10 protein-coding genes and 1 pseudogene are annotated in these 13,370 nt (G+C 65.6%); all 11 read right to left on the reverse strand.

The features are described from left to right. Window position 1 precedes the first annotated feature (1 nt). The 11 genes and pseudogenes from AKN84_RS33980 to AKN84_RS34030 all read right to left on the reverse strand — a co-directional run bounded on the left by AKN84_RS33980 (window position 2) and on the right by AKN84_RS34030 (window position 13,067). Window positions 2-943 carry an ABC transporter permease gene (locus AKN84_RS33980; RefSeq protein ID WP_050424831.1) on the reverse strand — a complete coding sequence of 314 codons (942 nt, stop codon included), beginning with the start codon at window positions 941-943 and terminating at the stop codon, window positions 2-4. Window positions 944-974: 31 nt separating this feature from the next. Then, window positions 975-2,486 carry an ABC transporter substrate-binding protein gene (locus tag AKN84_RS33985; RefSeq protein ID WP_050424832.1) on the reverse strand — a complete coding sequence of 504 codons (1,512 nt, stop codon included), beginning with the start codon at window positions 2,484-2,486 and terminating at the stop codon, window positions 975-977. A 17-nt stretch (window positions 2,487-2,503) separates the two neighbouring features. After that, entirely contained in the window at window positions 2,504-3,610 is a 1,107-nt protein-coding gene (locus AKN84_RS33990; RefSeq protein ID WP_050424833.1) for an ABC transporter ATP-binding protein, read from the reverse strand. Continuing rightward, window positions 3,607-4,596 (reverse strand): ABC transporter ATP-binding protein, encoded by a 990-nt coding sequence (locus tag AKN84_RS33995; protein ID WP_050424834.1) that lies wholly within the window; start codon window positions 4,594-4,596, stop codon window positions 3,607-3,609. Before AKN84_RS33995 ends, AKN84_RS33990 begins: the two co-directional genes overlap by 4 nt. After that, window positions 4,593-5,303 (reverse strand): DUF1028 domain-containing protein, encoded by a 711-nt coding sequence (locus tag AKN84_RS34000; protein ID WP_050424835.1) that lies wholly within the window; start codon window positions 5,301-5,303, stop codon window positions 4,593-4,595. Before AKN84_RS34000 ends, AKN84_RS33995 begins: the two co-directional genes overlap by 4 nt. Window positions 5,304-5,526: 223 nt before the next feature. Further along, window positions 5,527-7,332 (reverse strand): gamma-glutamyltransferase family protein, encoded by a 1,806-nt coding sequence (locus AKN84_RS34005; protein WP_050424836.1) that lies wholly within the window; start codon window positions 7,330-7,332, stop codon window positions 5,527-5,529. 107 nt (window positions 7,333-7,439) lie between these two features. Continuing rightward, window positions 7,440-8,434, reverse strand: a pseudogene (locus AKN84_RS34010) (ABC transporter ATP-binding protein). Further along, a complete protein-coding gene (locus AKN84_RS34015; protein WP_050424837.1) occupies window positions 8,431-9,414 on the reverse strand; it encodes an ABC transporter ATP-binding protein in 984 nt (327 codons plus the stop codon). Before AKN84_RS34015 ends, AKN84_RS34010 begins: the two are co-directional and overlap by 4 nt. After that, window positions 9,411-10,373 carry an ABC transporter permease gene (locus AKN84_RS34020; RefSeq protein WP_050424838.1) on the reverse strand — a complete coding sequence of 321 codons (963 nt, stop codon included), beginning with the start codon at window positions 10,371-10,373 and terminating at the stop codon, window positions 9,411-9,413. The genes AKN84_RS34015 and AKN84_RS34020 overlap by 4 nt, the downstream gene beginning before the upstream one ends. 11 nt (window positions 10,374-10,384) lie before the next feature. Next, window positions 10,385-11,365: an ABC transporter permease gene (locus AKN84_RS34025; protein ID WP_050424839.1), complete on the reverse strand. Its 981-nt coding sequence runs from the start codon at window positions 11,363-11,365 to the stop codon at window positions 10,385-10,387. 103 nt (window positions 11,366-11,468) lie between these two features. Further along, a complete protein-coding gene (locus AKN84_RS34030) occupies window positions 11,469-13,067 on the reverse strand; it encodes an ABC transporter substrate-binding protein (protein WP_050424840.1) in 1,599 nt (532 codons plus the stop codon). Window positions 13,068-13,370: the final 303 nt, after the last annotated feature.

Consider the following 13,370-nt stretch of genomic DNA (forward strand, 5'->3'; position numbering starts at 1 on the left):
GTCAGCCCCTCAGCCGCGGGTTGACGAGGATATAGGCGATGTCGGCGATCAGGTTGAGCGTGATGTAGATCGTCGCGGTCGTCAGCACCACGCCCTGCACGACGGCATAATCGCGGTTGAACACGGCATCGACGATCAGCTTGCCAAAGCCCGGGATCGAGAAGATCTGCTCGGTGAGAACAGCGCCCGACAGCAGCGTGCCGAGCTCGAGCGCGCCGAGCGTGATGATCGGCGTCAGCGCGTTGCGCATCGCATGTTTGAGGATGACCGTGCGCTCGGACAGGCCTTTGGCGCGCGCAGTGCGGACATAGTCGCTCTCCAATACCTGCAGCATGGCGCTTCGTGTGTGCCGCATCAGGATCGCGGCGATCGCATTGCCGAGCACGAAGGCCGGCATGATGGTGGCGGCGATGCTGGCGCGCCAGTTCTCGCTCAGCGGCACATAGCCGGAGGCCGGCAGCCAGCCCAGTTCAATGGAGAACAGGAAGATCAGCATGATGCCGAGCCAGAAGTTCGGCGTCGAGATCCCCCACAGCGCGAACAGATTGGCGCCGTAATCCCAGGCGGTGCCTTTCTTCACCGCCGAGACGATGCCGGCGGGAATCCCGATCAGGAACGCGATCACGATCGCCATCGCGGCAAGCTGCAGCGTCACCGGCAGCTTCTGCGCGATCAGCTCCAGCACCGGCATCTTGTTGCGCAGGGACTCGCCGAAATCGCCCGACAGCACGCCCTTGATCCAGTAGACGTATTGCACCGGGATCGGCTGATCGAGATGGTACTGCGCGCGGATCTGCGCGATGACAGCTGGGTCGCGCTCCTCGCCGGCCATCACCAGCGCCGGATCGCCCGGCAGCAGATGCTGCAGCGAGAAGATCAGCACCGAGACGAAGAACAGCGTCGGCACGATCTGAACCAGCCGCTTGGCGAGGAAGTTCAGCATGGCGATGCTCGTGTCCCGGACACTGGCGCGATCACTTCAGCTTCAATCCGACCACGCGCACGAGGCCATCCGGCATCTGCTTGTAGCCGTCGAGCTTTGTGGTGTGCGCGATGATGATGCGGCGGTGGTAGATATAGAGAATGGCTTCATCCTCGAGCTCGAGCTTCGTCAGCTTGGCGTAGATCGCCTTGCGCTGCGCCATGTCGGTGGTGAGGCGGGCATCGTCGAGCGCCTTGTCGGCCTCGGGATTGGCCCAGGCGCTGTAGTTTTGCGGCGCGTCCTTGTGCAGGAAGACGTAGGAATTGCCGTCGGGATCGATGCGGCCGCTCCACGCCAGCATATAAGCCTGGTACTCGCCGGCCTCGGCCTGCTTCAGCGACGTTGCGAATTCGGTGACGCGGATCTTCAGGTCGAAGCCGGCCTCTGCCGCCATCGACTGCATGACCTGCGCGGTGGCCTCGGTCTCCGGTCCCTTCGGCACCATGAAGTCGACGCTGACCGGCGGCGTCACGCCAGCCTCCTTCAACAGCGCCTTGGCCTTTTCGACGTCGCGGGGACGGATCGGAAATTCCTTCTGGTAATACGGATGATCCGGGCTGACCCACTGGTTTCCGGGCTTGAACTCGCCGTTGAAGACGACCTGGTTGATCGCCTCGCGGTCGATCGACAGATCGAGTGCCTGCCGGACCTTGGCGGATTGGCTGAGGGGGCCCTTGGCCTTGTCCTTGCCGATGTTGAGCGTGACGCCTTGATAGCCGAGCTCGATCGCGCTCGACACCTTCAGGCGCGAGTCGGCGCGCACGTCCTTCAGGTCGGTCGCGAGCACGCGCTCGATCAAATCGAGCCCGCCGGATTTCAGATTGGCGAGCCGCACCGTGGCGTCCACGATCGGCAGATAGACGATGCGATCGATGAAGACGTTGTCCTTGTTCCAGTAGTCGGCAAATTTCTCCAGCACGATGCGGTCCTGCTGCACGCGCTCGACGAATTTGTAGGGACCGGCGCAGACCGGATGCAGGCCGAACTTGTCGCCGGCCGCCTTCGCGGCCTTGGGCGACACCATCATCCCGGCGCGGTCGGTGAGCTGCGCGATCAGCGGCGAGAACGGCGCCTTGAGCACGAGCTTGATGGTCAGGGGATCGACGACGTCGATGTGATCGATGCTGGCAAGCTCCGGCTTGCGGAACGAGCCGGGGAAGGTCAGATGCCGCTCCAGCGAGAATTTGGCCGCTTCCGCATCGAGCGGCTCACCGTCCTGGAATTTGACGCCCGGCCTGAGCTTGATGGTGACCTCCTTGCCGTCGGCGGAGGTCTCGTGCGACAGCGCGAGCTGCGGCACGATGTTCAGCTTCTCGTCGATGTCGAACAGCTTGTCGCACAGCGCGGCGAACACGATACGGCCGACATAGGTGCGCGCCATGGTCGGATCGAGCACGTCGGGATCCTCGGCAAGGCCGATCCGCAGCGTGGTCTGCGCCTGCGCGCTGGCCGCCAGCGACAGCAGCAGGGCGGCGGCAGCCGCCGCCAAACGAAACATCCTCATCGCGCAACTCCCCATCATCATGCCTGCGGCCCCGTCCCGACCTTACCAACCCGGCCGCAGCCGGCCCCTTCCGCGGCTCCGCTGAAGGCCGCCACCAATTTCTCCAGCGACGGCGAGAAGCCGCCGTCGGCGGGAACGATGTTTTCCCCGGGCGGTAGCTCCGCGGTGCGGTGACAGGCCGTGGCGTGGCCTGTGCTGTCTGCCAGCAATCCTGGAATCTCGCTGCGGCAGCGCGCGATCACATAGGGGCAACGGGTATGGAAGCGGCAGCCGGAGGGTGGATTGAGCGCGCTCGGCAGCTCACCCTCCAGTACGATTCGGCTGCGCTTCGCGCGCGGCTTCGGCACCGGGATCGCCGATAGCAATGCGCGGCTGTAGGGATGGCGCGGGGCGGCGAACAGCGCATGCGCCTCGGCCGTCTCGACGATGGTGCCGAGATTCATCACGGCGACGCGGTCGGCGATGTGCTTCACCACGGCCAGATCGTGCGAGACGAAGATGTAGGCGAGCTTCAGGCGATCCTGCAGGTCGCGCAGCAAATTCAATATCTGCGAGCGGATCGAGACATCGAGCGCCGACACCGGCTCGTCGCAGATGATCAACTTCGGCTCGACCGCGAGCGCACGCGCGATCGCGATGCGCTGGCGCTGGCCGCCGGAGAATTCGTGCGGATAGCGGCGCGCGAAGCGCGGCTCGAGCCCGACCAGACGCAACAGCTCCTCGACCCGCTCGCGGCGGCCCGAATTGGGCACGAGATTATGCAGCGCCAGCGGCTCCGTCAGGATCTGGCTCACCGTCATGCGCGGGTTGAGTGAGGCGTAAGGGTCCTGGAAGATCAGCTGCGCGTCGCGGCGGAACGCGCGCAATTGCTCGGCATCGAAGGCGCCGAGGTCGCGACCCTCGAAGCGGATACGGCCGGCGTCCGGCTCGATCAGCCGCAGCACCAGCCGGCTGACGGTGGATTTGCCGCAGCCGGATTCGCCGACCAGCGCCAGCGTCTTGCCGGCCTCGACCGTGAAACTGACGCCGTCGACCGCCTTTACATGCGCCGTCGGCCGGCCGAACACCGAGCGTTCGGCGACGAAATGCTTCACCAGCCCGTCGACCTCGAGCAGCGCAGTCATGACACCAGCCGTTCCAGCGGCGCGCGGATGCAGCGCGAGGCGTGGGTCGCGCTCAGCATCGCCAGCGGCGGCGGCGACTGGGTGCAGCCACTCTCGACGAACGGGCAGCGCGCGGCGAAGCGGCATCCCGCAGGCGGGTTCGCCATGTTCGGCACCATGCCCTCGATGGTGGCGAGGTGGCTGGTGCGGCGATCGAGCCGCGGGATCGAGCCGAGCAGGCCGACCGTGTAGGGATGCTGCGGATTGGCAAACAGTTCATCGACCGGCGCACGCTCGACGATCTCGCCGGCATACATCACCGCGACCTCGTCGCAGACTTCGGCGACGACGCCGAGATCGTGGGTGATCAAGATGATCGCCGCGCCGCTCGCGGCCTTCAGCTCGCGCATCAGATCGAGGATCTGCGCCTGCAACGTCACGTCGAGCGCGGTGGTCGGCTCGTCGGCGATCAAGAGCTGCGGGTCACAGGCCAGCGCCATCGCGATCATCACGCGCTGGCGCATGCCGCCGGACAGCTTGTGCGGAAACTCGTCGATGCGTTTCTCGGGCGAGGGGATATGCACGCGGCGCAGCAGCTCGATGGTGCGCTCGCGCGCCGCGCGCCGGCAGCCGCCGCGGTGGCGCAGAATCGTCTCGGTGATCTGGTCGCCGATGGTGAAGCTCGGGTTGAGCGAGGTCATCGGCTCCTGGAAGATCATCGCGAGGCGATTGCCGCGCAGGTCGCGCAGCGTCGCATCCGGCACGTCGAGCAGGTCGAATCCGTCGAAGCGGATCGCGCCGGAGACCGCGGCGGACTGCTTCGGCAGTAGCCCCATGATCGCGAGCGAGGTCACGCTCTTGCCGCAACCGGACTCGCCGACTAGGCCGAGCGTGGCGCCGTTGGCGACCGACAGATCGACGCTGTCGACGGCATGCGTGATGCGGCCGTCGTCACCCTGGAAGGTGACGCGCAGGCCCTCGAGCTCGATCAGCGGGCCGGCGGTCATTCGCGGCTCTTGGATGCCGCTGCGATGCCGGCGTCGATCTTGGCGCGGTCGCTGGTTCCGGCCGGGTTGGCGCGGGTCGGCATGAAGCTCCGGAACGGCACCCAATGCTCGCGGCTGACCGCTTCCAGCCGCTCCAACTCGCGCAAGGGATCGGCATGGTCGTCGACCCGCAGGTCGAGCATCGGCCATTCTTCGGTGGCGTGGATCAGCAGCGCCGCCGACTGCTTGCCGCGCTTGTCGCCGCCGGCCGCCTCGCCGGCGAACATCGCCTTGATCAGCCGCTCCGCCAACGGAAGCGCTTCATTCGCGGCATAGACGCGCGCGGTCTCATCGAGCACCGCAGGCCCGGTCAGCATGTTGCCGGCGATCGAGAAGCCGTCGCCCGCGATATGGCCGAACCAATCGATGCAATCTCTGCCGGAATGCGCGGCGATGCGGCCCTTGCTGTCCATGACATGCACCTGCCGGCTTTCGCGACCGCCGTCGGGCGCGATGAGCGCCGCGATCACATCATGTGGGCTGTTGCCGCCGCGCAGCAGCGCGAGGCCATCGATGCCGTAATAGGGATTGACCAGCGCCTGCGTCGCGATGGCGCCGATCCCGGGTGTGATGTGCGGTACGAGCGCGCCGACCGCAAAGAACCGCGTCGCGACGGCGATGCCGAGCTGGCCGGTGGCGCTGTCGCGGGCGATGATCGACCAGGTCATCTCATGTCTCTTTCCCCTCTCCCCGCTCTTTGCGAGGAGAGGGTTGGGGTGAGGGGCTGGATCCACGAAGACAGTGCAAATCGAGTATGCGGAGATTCCCCCTCACCCGGAATTCAAGCTGCGCTTGAATTCCGACCTCTCCCCGCAGGCGGGGCGAGGTGGAGTTTGGAGCTCGCTCTGCGATCCGACGCGACGTCATCATGCTGTGGCGATCATCTCGTCTCTAGCGGCCTGCGGCGTAACCCTGCATGCCGCGCGGGTTGGCGGCGGCGCGGCGACGGGGACCGACCTTCGAGGCCGCGGTGAGGCGGCCTTCCGACCAGTCGGGGCCAATCTCCACCACATGGCCGCGGCGCTTCAATTCGTCGATGGTCGATTTCGGCACGCGGTTTTCCAGCACCAGCACGCCGGGGCGCGAGGTCCGCGGCCAGAACGAGATCGGGAAATGCTCGGAGTGCCAGGCCGGCGCGTCGATCGCTTCCTGCAAATTCAGTTTTGCATGGACATGGCGCAGGAAGAACTGCGTGATCCACTGGTCCTGCTGGTCGCCGCCCGGCGAGCCCCAGGAGAGATACGGCTCGCCGTCGCGCAGCGCCATGGTCGGTGACAGCGTGGTGCGCGGCCGCTTGCCCGGCGCCAGCGAGGCGGGGTGGTTTTCTTCCAGCCAGAACATCTGGGCGCGGCTGCCGAGGCAGAAGCCGATCTCGGGAATCACAGGCGAGGATTGCAGCCAGCCGCCGGACGGCGTCGCCGAGATCATGTTGCCGGCCTTGTCGATGATGTCGAAATGCACGGTGTCGCCGCGCACCTCGCCGAACCGGCCGACCGTCGGCTCGCCCGCACCCATGGCGCCGACCGCTTCGCGATGCCCTTCGGCGTGGCGCAGCTTCACGACGCCGCCGAAACCTGCGACCGAGCCGGGGCGGAAGTCGAGCGAAGCCTTGTCCTTCGAGATCAGCTTGCGCCGCTCGTTGTTATAGGCGTCGGACAGCAGCGTCTCGATCGGGATGTCGGTGAACTTCGGGTCGCCGTAGAACGTCTCGCGATCGGCATAGGCGAGCTTGGCGGCTTCGATCTGCAGATGGATGAAGTCGGGGCCCGCGGGATCGAGCCCGTCGAGCTCAAAACCCTTGAGCAGCGCGAGCTGCTGCAGCATCACCGGACCCTGGCTCCAGACGCCGGCCTTCTGCACGGTGTAGCGGCCATAGTCGTAGGTCAGCGGCGCCTCGATGGTCGGCTGCCAGCGCGCCATGTCGTCGGCCGACAGCACGCCGCGGTGCGGCGAGCCGGAGACGTCCATCACCTCCTGGGTGCGGCAGAACCTGTCGATCGCCTCGGCGACGAAGCCTTTCGACCAGGCCTGCCGGGCGCGCTCGATCTGTGCCACGCGGTCACCGCCGGCGCTCTCCGCCTCGGTGAGGATGCGTGTGTAAGTTTCCGCGAGCTTCTTGTTGGTGAAGAGTGTGCCGGGCTTCGGCACCTCGCCGTTGGGCAGATAGACGTCGGCCGATGTGGTCCAGTATTTCCGGAACAGCTGCTCGACGGTCTTGATGGTGGCGGAGGCGCGCTCGACCAGCGGATGGCCGTCACGGGCGTAGCCGATCGCGGGCTCCAGCACGTCGCGCAGCCGCAATGTGCCGTAGTCGCGCAGCAGCAGCATCCAGGTTTCGAACGTGCCGGGCACGCAGGCGGCGAGCAGGCCGGTGCCGGGCACCATTTCGAGGCCTTCGCTGCGATAATGCGCGATCGTCGCCTTCGCCGGCGCTGGGCCCTGGCCGCAGATCACCTCGCTCTTGCCGCGCTTGACGTCGTGCACGATGATCGGGACGTCGCCGCCGGGGCCGTTCAGATGCGGCTCGACCACTTGCAGGGTGAAGGCAGCTGCAACGCCCGCATCAAAGGCGTTGCCGCCTTTCTCCAGCGTCGCCATGCCGACCGCGGTGGCGATCCAGTGCGTCGAGGTGACGACGCCGAAGGTGCCTTCGATCTCCGGCCTGGTGGTGAATGGATCGGGGTTGACGTTGCTCATGGCTATTCACCGTTCGGCGGCTTGTTGGGCTTTTTGCGCGCGCACTTGATCACAGCCGGGCTGGTATGCCAACCGCTTGGTGGACATGGCCGCTCCCATCCGCGTGATCATGCCGGGACGGCGGCGGCAGGGCTGTTGACGGCGTGGCAGGCGACGCCGTCGATCAGTTCCGGCGTCTTCTCGCGGCACAGATCGAAGGCGAGGGGACAGCGCGGATTGAACGAGCAGCCCCGCGGCGGATCGATCGGGTTGGGAATCTCGCCCTTGACCGGGACGCGCTGGCGGCCGGACATCGCAAGATCCGGAACCGCGCCGAGCAGCATCTTGGTGTAGGGCATCCGCGGGTTCTCGAACAATCTTCGGCCCTCGGCGATCTCGACGATGCGGCCGAGATACATCACGCCGATCCGGCTCGCCATGTGGCGGACGACCGCGAGATTGTGGCTGATGAAGAGATAGGTCAGGCCGAACTTGTCCTGCAGGTCGCGCATCAGATTGAGGATCTGCGCCTGCACCGAGACGTCGAGCGCCGAGGTCGGCTCGTCGCAGACGATGAACTCGGCCTCGGACGCCAGTGCGCGGGCGATCGCGATGCGCTGGCGCTGGCCGCCGGAAAATTCGTGCGGGAATTTCTGGCCGTCGTCTGGGTGCAGGCCGACCAGCGAGAGCAATTCGCCGACCCGGGCCTTGATGCCGCGCTCGCCCTGGATCAGGTCGAAGGCGCGGATCGGTTCGGCGACGATGGCGGCGACCCGGTAGCGCGGGTTGAGGCTGGCATAGGGGTCCTGAAACACCATCTGGATGCGCCGGCGCAGCCGGCGGCGCGCCTGGCCCTGCCGCGGATCGGTCATCGAGACCCCGTCGATGACGACTTCGCCCGAGCTCGGTGGCAACAGGCCGACGACCATCCGCGCGACCGTGGTCTTGCCCGAGCCGGATTCGCCGACCAGCGCAAAGGTCTCGCCGCGCTTGATGTCGAAGCTGACGCGTCGACGGCTTTGAGGAATTCGGGATGGCCGCCCTCGATCACGCGGTTGAGCCACGGTTTCGAGACGTCGAAGACGCGGCGCAAATTCCTGACCTCGATCAATGTCCCGCTCATGCCGCGGTCTCCTTCGCGGGCTCGAACAGGTGGCAGGCGACGGATTGCGTGCCTTGCCGGATCGGCTCGGGGCGTTCGACGCGGCAGCGATCGAACGCAAACGCGCAGCGCGGATTGAACGGGCAGCCCGGCGGGATCGCCGACAGCCGCGGCATCGAGCCGGGAATCTGCACCAGGCGCTTGTCCTCGCCGGCAAGGGTCGGGATCGCGCCCATCAGGCCCCTGGCGTAGGGATGCAGCGGGTTGCGCACCACCTCCTGCACCGGGCCGATCTCGGCGATGCGGCCCGAATACATCACCGCGACGCGGTCGCAGGTCTCCGCGATCACGCCCATGTCGTGGGTCACCAGCATCACCGCCGTGCCGTGGTCGCGGCCGAGCCGCTTGATCAGCGCGATGATCTGCGCCTGCACCGAGACGTCGAGCGCGGTGGTCGGCTCGTCGGCGATGATCAGCTCCGGCTCGGCGCAGATAGCAAGCGCAATGACGACGCGCTGGCGCATGCCGCCGGAGAATTCGTGCGGGTAGCCGTCGATGCGCTTTTCCGGCGCGGGGATGCCGACCTCGGCCAGTAGATCGATGGCGCGCCGGCGCGCGGCGCTTTCGCTCAGGCTGGTGTGGGTGCGGATGGTCTCGATGATCTGGTCGCCGATCCGGTAGAGCGGATTGAGGCTGGTCAGCGGATCCTGGAAAATCATGCCGATCCGCTTGCCCCTGACGCGGCGGATCTCCTCCAGCGGAAGGTGGTCGATCCGCGTGCCCGACAGCTCGATCTCGCCGGCCGCGATGCGGCCGGGCGGATCGATCAGCCCGATCACGGCAAGGCCGGTGACCGACTTGCCGGCGCCGGACTCGCCGACCACGCCGAGCACCTCGCCCTTGGCGATGTCGAACGACACGCCGTTGATGGCGCGCAAGGTGGCGCGGCGGGTGACGAATTCCACCTCGAGATTGCGCACGGAGAGAACGGGCTGGGTCATCGGAGCTTTGGGTTGAGTGCGTCGCGCAGCCAGTCGCCGAGCAGGTTGATGGAGAGGATCAGGCCGGCCAGGGCGATGCCCGGGAAGGCGACGATCCACCATTCGCCGGCAAACAGATAGTTGTTGCCGATCCGGATAAGGGTGCCGAGCGAGGGCATGGTGTCGGGCATGCCTGCGCCGAGGAACGACAGCGTCGCCTCGGTGATGATCGCAAGCGCGAGGTTAATGGTGGCGATGACGAGGATCGGGCCCATCGTGTTCGGCAGCACGTGCCGCAGCAGGATCTTCGGCGCCGGCAGGCCGATCAGCTGTGCCGCGGCCACATAGTCCTTGTTCTTCTCGACCATCACCGAGCCGCGCACGGTGCGGGCATATTGCACCCAGAAACTGAGGCCGATCGCGATGATCAGCACGCCGAGCGTGCTCATCTCGTCGAGCCGGTTGCCGAGCAGCGATTTGGCGACGCCGTTGACCAGGAGCGCGATCAGGATCGCGGGGAAGGTGAGCTGCACGTCGGCGATCCGCATGATCACGCTGTCCACCGCGCCGCCGAAATAGCCGGCGACCAGCCCAAGCGCGATGCCGAGCGCGCCGGCGAAGACGACGCCCGCCACGCCGACCGCAAGCGAGATGCGCAGCCCGAAAAGGATCGCGGAGAGGACGTCGCGGCCCTGCTCATCGGTACCGAGCAGGAACGGGCTTTGGCCGTCGGCGGTCCACAGCGGTGCGATCCGCGAGTTGATCAGCTGCAGCTGTGCCGGATCGAACGGGTTCTGCACCGCGAGCCATGACGCGAAGATTGCCAGCAGGAAGAACAACAGCGTGATCACGGCGGCGACCATCGTCAGGCGGGATCGGCGGAACGAATAGAAGATGTCGCTGTCGAGCGCGCGTTTGAACCAGCCGGCAGGTGCCTGCGGGTGATCCTCGGAGCGATGGGGGACGACGGCGTCGGACATCGGTTGGTCCCTCACGTCGCGCGGCTGACGGTCGAGCGCAAGCGCGGATCGACCACGGTGTAGAGGATGTCGACGACCAGATTGATGGTGACGAAGATCAGCGAGACCATCAGGAGATACGCGGCCATGATCGGGATATCGACGTTTTGCACGGCCTGTACGAACAGAAGCCCCATGCCCGGCCACTGGAACACGGTTTCGGTGATGATCGAGAAAGCAATAACCGAGCCAAACTGCAGGCCGGCCACCGTGATCACCGGAACCAGCGTGTTCTTCAGCGCATGGCCGAAATGGATCGCGCGCGTGGTCAGGCCGCGGGCGCGGGCGAAGCGGATATAGTCGGTCCGCAGCACTTCCAGCATTTCGGCGCGCACCAGCCGCATGATCAGGGTCATCTGGAACAGTCCGAGCGTGATCGCCGGCATGATGATCGCCTTCCAGCCGGAGACGGTGAGGAGCCCGGTCGACCACCAGCCGAGCTTCACCACCTCGCCACGGCCGAAGGAGGGCAGCCAGCCCAAGGTCACCGCGAACAGATAGATCAGGAGGATGCCGATCAGGAAGGTCGGCAGCGAAATGCCGATCAGCGATATCGCCTGGAATAATCTGGCGAGGATGGTGTCGCGGCGGAGCGCCGAATAGACCCCCATCAGGATGCCGGCGACCATCGCAAGCACCGTCGCGCAGATCGCGAGCTCCAGCGTCGCCGGCAGGCGCTCCGCCAGCAGCGATGAGACCGGCAGCCGGAATTGGTAGGAGACGCCGAACTTGAACTGCAGCGCATTGATGAAGTAGCGGCCGAACTGCACCAGCACGGGATCGTCGAGGCCGAGCGAGTGCCGGATTTCAGCGCGCTGCGCCGCCGAGGTGTCGATCGAGACCATCTGGTTCACCGGATCGCCGGCGAAGCGGAACATCGCGAACGCAATGACGCCTACGGCGAGCATCACGCCGATCGCCTGCAGGAGGCGGCGAAGAGTGAAAGCGAGCATCTCTACCTTTCACTGCTTTTGACATTTGGCGCGCGGCTTTGCGCGGCCCGAAAACGCGAGGTCCCGGAAGCCTGCGCTTCCGGGACCCAATACGCCGAAACCACTATTCACCCTGCTTGGTCGCCCAGTAGAGCAACACCTGGTTGTCCGCGCGCTGGGTCAATTTGACCTTCTTCGACACACCCCACACCAGCGGCTGCTGATGCAGCGGAATGTAGCCGTAATCCTTGATGACGATCTCATAGGCCTGCTTGATCAACTGGTCGCGCTTGGCCGTGTCGCTCTCGACCAGGACCTTGTCGGTGAGCGCGTCGATATCCTTGTTGCAATAGCCGCCGAGATTGGCCTCGCCCCGCGTTGCATCCTTCGGATCGTCGCGGCAGCCGAGGATGTCGTGCAGCACGTTGTGCGAGTCTGACGTCGCCGGCGTCCAGCCCAGCATGAAGAACGAGGTCTGGTAGCCGCCCGGCTTCAGCACCTTGGCGAAATACTGCGCCTTCGGCTGCGCCAGCAGGTTCACCTTGACGCCGATGCGGGCCAGCATGCCGACCACGGCCTGGCAGATCGCGGCGTCGTTGACGTAGCGGTCGTTCGGGCAATCCATCGTGACTTCGAAGCCGCTCGGGTAGCCGGCATCGGCCAGCAGCTTCTTGGCACCATCAGGATCGAGTTTCGGCCGGGTGAATTCCTTCGACAGCGGATAGAGCTCGGGCGCGATCATCAGCGTCGAGGGCGTCGACATGCCGCGCATCACGCGGGTCTTGATCAGGTCGACATCGATCGTCTTGTAGAAGGCTTCGCGGACGCGGATGTCCTTGAAGGGATTCTTGCCCTTGACGTTGGAATACAGCAGCTCGTCGCGCGCCATATCCATGCCGATGAAGATGGTGCGGATCTCCGGCGCGGTCATGACGGTGGCAATGCCGCTGGAATTGACGCGCTGGATGTCCTGCAGCGGAACCGGTTCGATGACATCGACCTCGCCCGAGAGCAGCGCGGCAACGCGGGTGGCGTCGGAGCCGATCGGGGTGAAGATGATCTCCTGGAGATTATGTTCGGGCTTGCGCCAATAGCCCGGAAACGCCTTGAACACGGTCTTCACGCCGGGCTGATGGCTCTCGATCGTGAACGGACCGGTGCCGTTCTCGTGCAGCGCCGCGTAGCTCGGTGTGGTTGCGGAAGCCGGCGTCGGTGCGACCGAGTTGTTCTCCTCGCACCACTTCTTGTCCATGATGTACCAGCTATCCCATTGCGAGGTCAGGATGGGATTGGGCGAGTCCAGCGTCACGTCGACCGTGTAGTCGTCGACCTTGGTGAACTTGGCGTCGGCCGGGACGTTGCTGAGGAAGTTGGAGCCCTTGGCGCGGACGCGGTCGGCGGAGAACAGCACGTCGTCGGCGGTGAAGGGATCGCCATTGTGGAATTTCACGCCCTTGCGCAGATGGAAGCGCCATTTGGTCGGGGTTAGCGTCTCCCAGCTTTCCGCCAGTGCCGGAATGATCTTGAGGTCCTTGTCGCGCGCGGTGAGGCCTTCGTAGACATGCGCGTGGTGCGCGATCGTCGTGGTTTCCTTCAGCGTGTAGGGATCCAGCGACTTCAGCTCACCCTGATTGGCATATTTCAGCGTCTGGGCCGATGCCGGCAAGGCAAAGGCGATGAGCGCGACGGCCGTCGCCGCAAACAAACTCCAACGTACCGACATGTGATCCCGCGTCCCCGTTTTTGTCCGCCGGCTGCTTTGTCCGGCTGGTATTATTGATGCATGTTGCCAGAGTTTACCGGCCGCGCAAGCGCGATTTCTCAAAGGGTTAATCGCCTCGCGCGGGTGCAGCGCAATGAATGCGATATGAGGGTAGGCGGTCGGTGCGGGCGCGTGACATTCGACTTTCGGAGTGCCGCTTGCCGGTCCCGGAATGACCGCCGGCGAGCCCGTCTGCGCCGGCCGCTCGAAACGGTTCGGTTGACCATAACGGATGATTGAGGCCGACTATCCATTGGGGCTGAT

The sequence above is a fragment of the Bradyrhizobium tropiciagri genome, assembly GCF_001189845.1.
GTDB classification, from domain to species: domain Bacteria; phylum Pseudomonadota; class Alphaproteobacteria; order Rhizobiales; family Xanthobacteraceae; genus Bradyrhizobium; species Bradyrhizobium tropiciagri.

Bases quoted from the DNA above. Each gene is read 5' to 3' on its own strand.
- AKN84_RS34030 (WP_050424840.1), bottom strand. From the start codon at position 13,067: ATGTCGGTACGTTGGAGTTTGTTTGCGGCGACGGCCGTCGCGCTCATC.
- AKN84_RS33980 (WP_050424831.1), bottom strand. From the start codon at position 943: ATGCTGAACTTCCTCGCCAAGCGGCTGGTTCAGATCGTGCCGACGCTG.
- AKN84_RS34020 (WP_050424838.1), bottom strand. From the start codon at position 10,373: ATGTCCGACGCCGTCGTCCCCCATCGCTCCGAGGATCACCCGCAGGCA.
- AKN84_RS33985 (WP_050424832.1), bottom strand. From the start codon at position 2,486: ATGAGGATGTTTCGTTTGGCGGCGGCTGCCGCCGCCCTGCTGCTGTCG.
- AKN84_RS34000 (WP_050424835.1), bottom strand. From the start codon at position 5,303: ATGACCTGGTCGATCATCGCCCGCGACAGCGCCACCGGCCAGCTCGGC.
- AKN84_RS33995 (WP_050424834.1), bottom strand. From the start codon at position 4,596: ATGACCGCCGGCCCGCTGATCGAGCTCGAGGGCCTGCGCGTCACCTTC.
- AKN84_RS34015 (WP_050424837.1), bottom strand. From the start codon at position 9,414: ATGACCCAGCCCGTTCTCTCCGTGCGCAATCTCGAGGTGGAATTCGTC.
- AKN84_RS33990 (WP_050424833.1), bottom strand. From the start codon at position 3,610: ATGACTGCGCTGCTCGAGGTCGACGGGCTGGTGAAGCATTTCGTCGCC.
- AKN84_RS34025 (WP_050424839.1), bottom strand. From the start codon at position 11,365: ATGCTCGCTTTCACTCTTCGCCGCCTCCTGCAGGCGATCGGCGTGATG.
- AKN84_RS34005 (WP_050424836.1), bottom strand. From the start codon at position 7,332: ATGAGCAACGTCAACCCCGATCCATTCACCACCAGGCCGGAGATCGAA.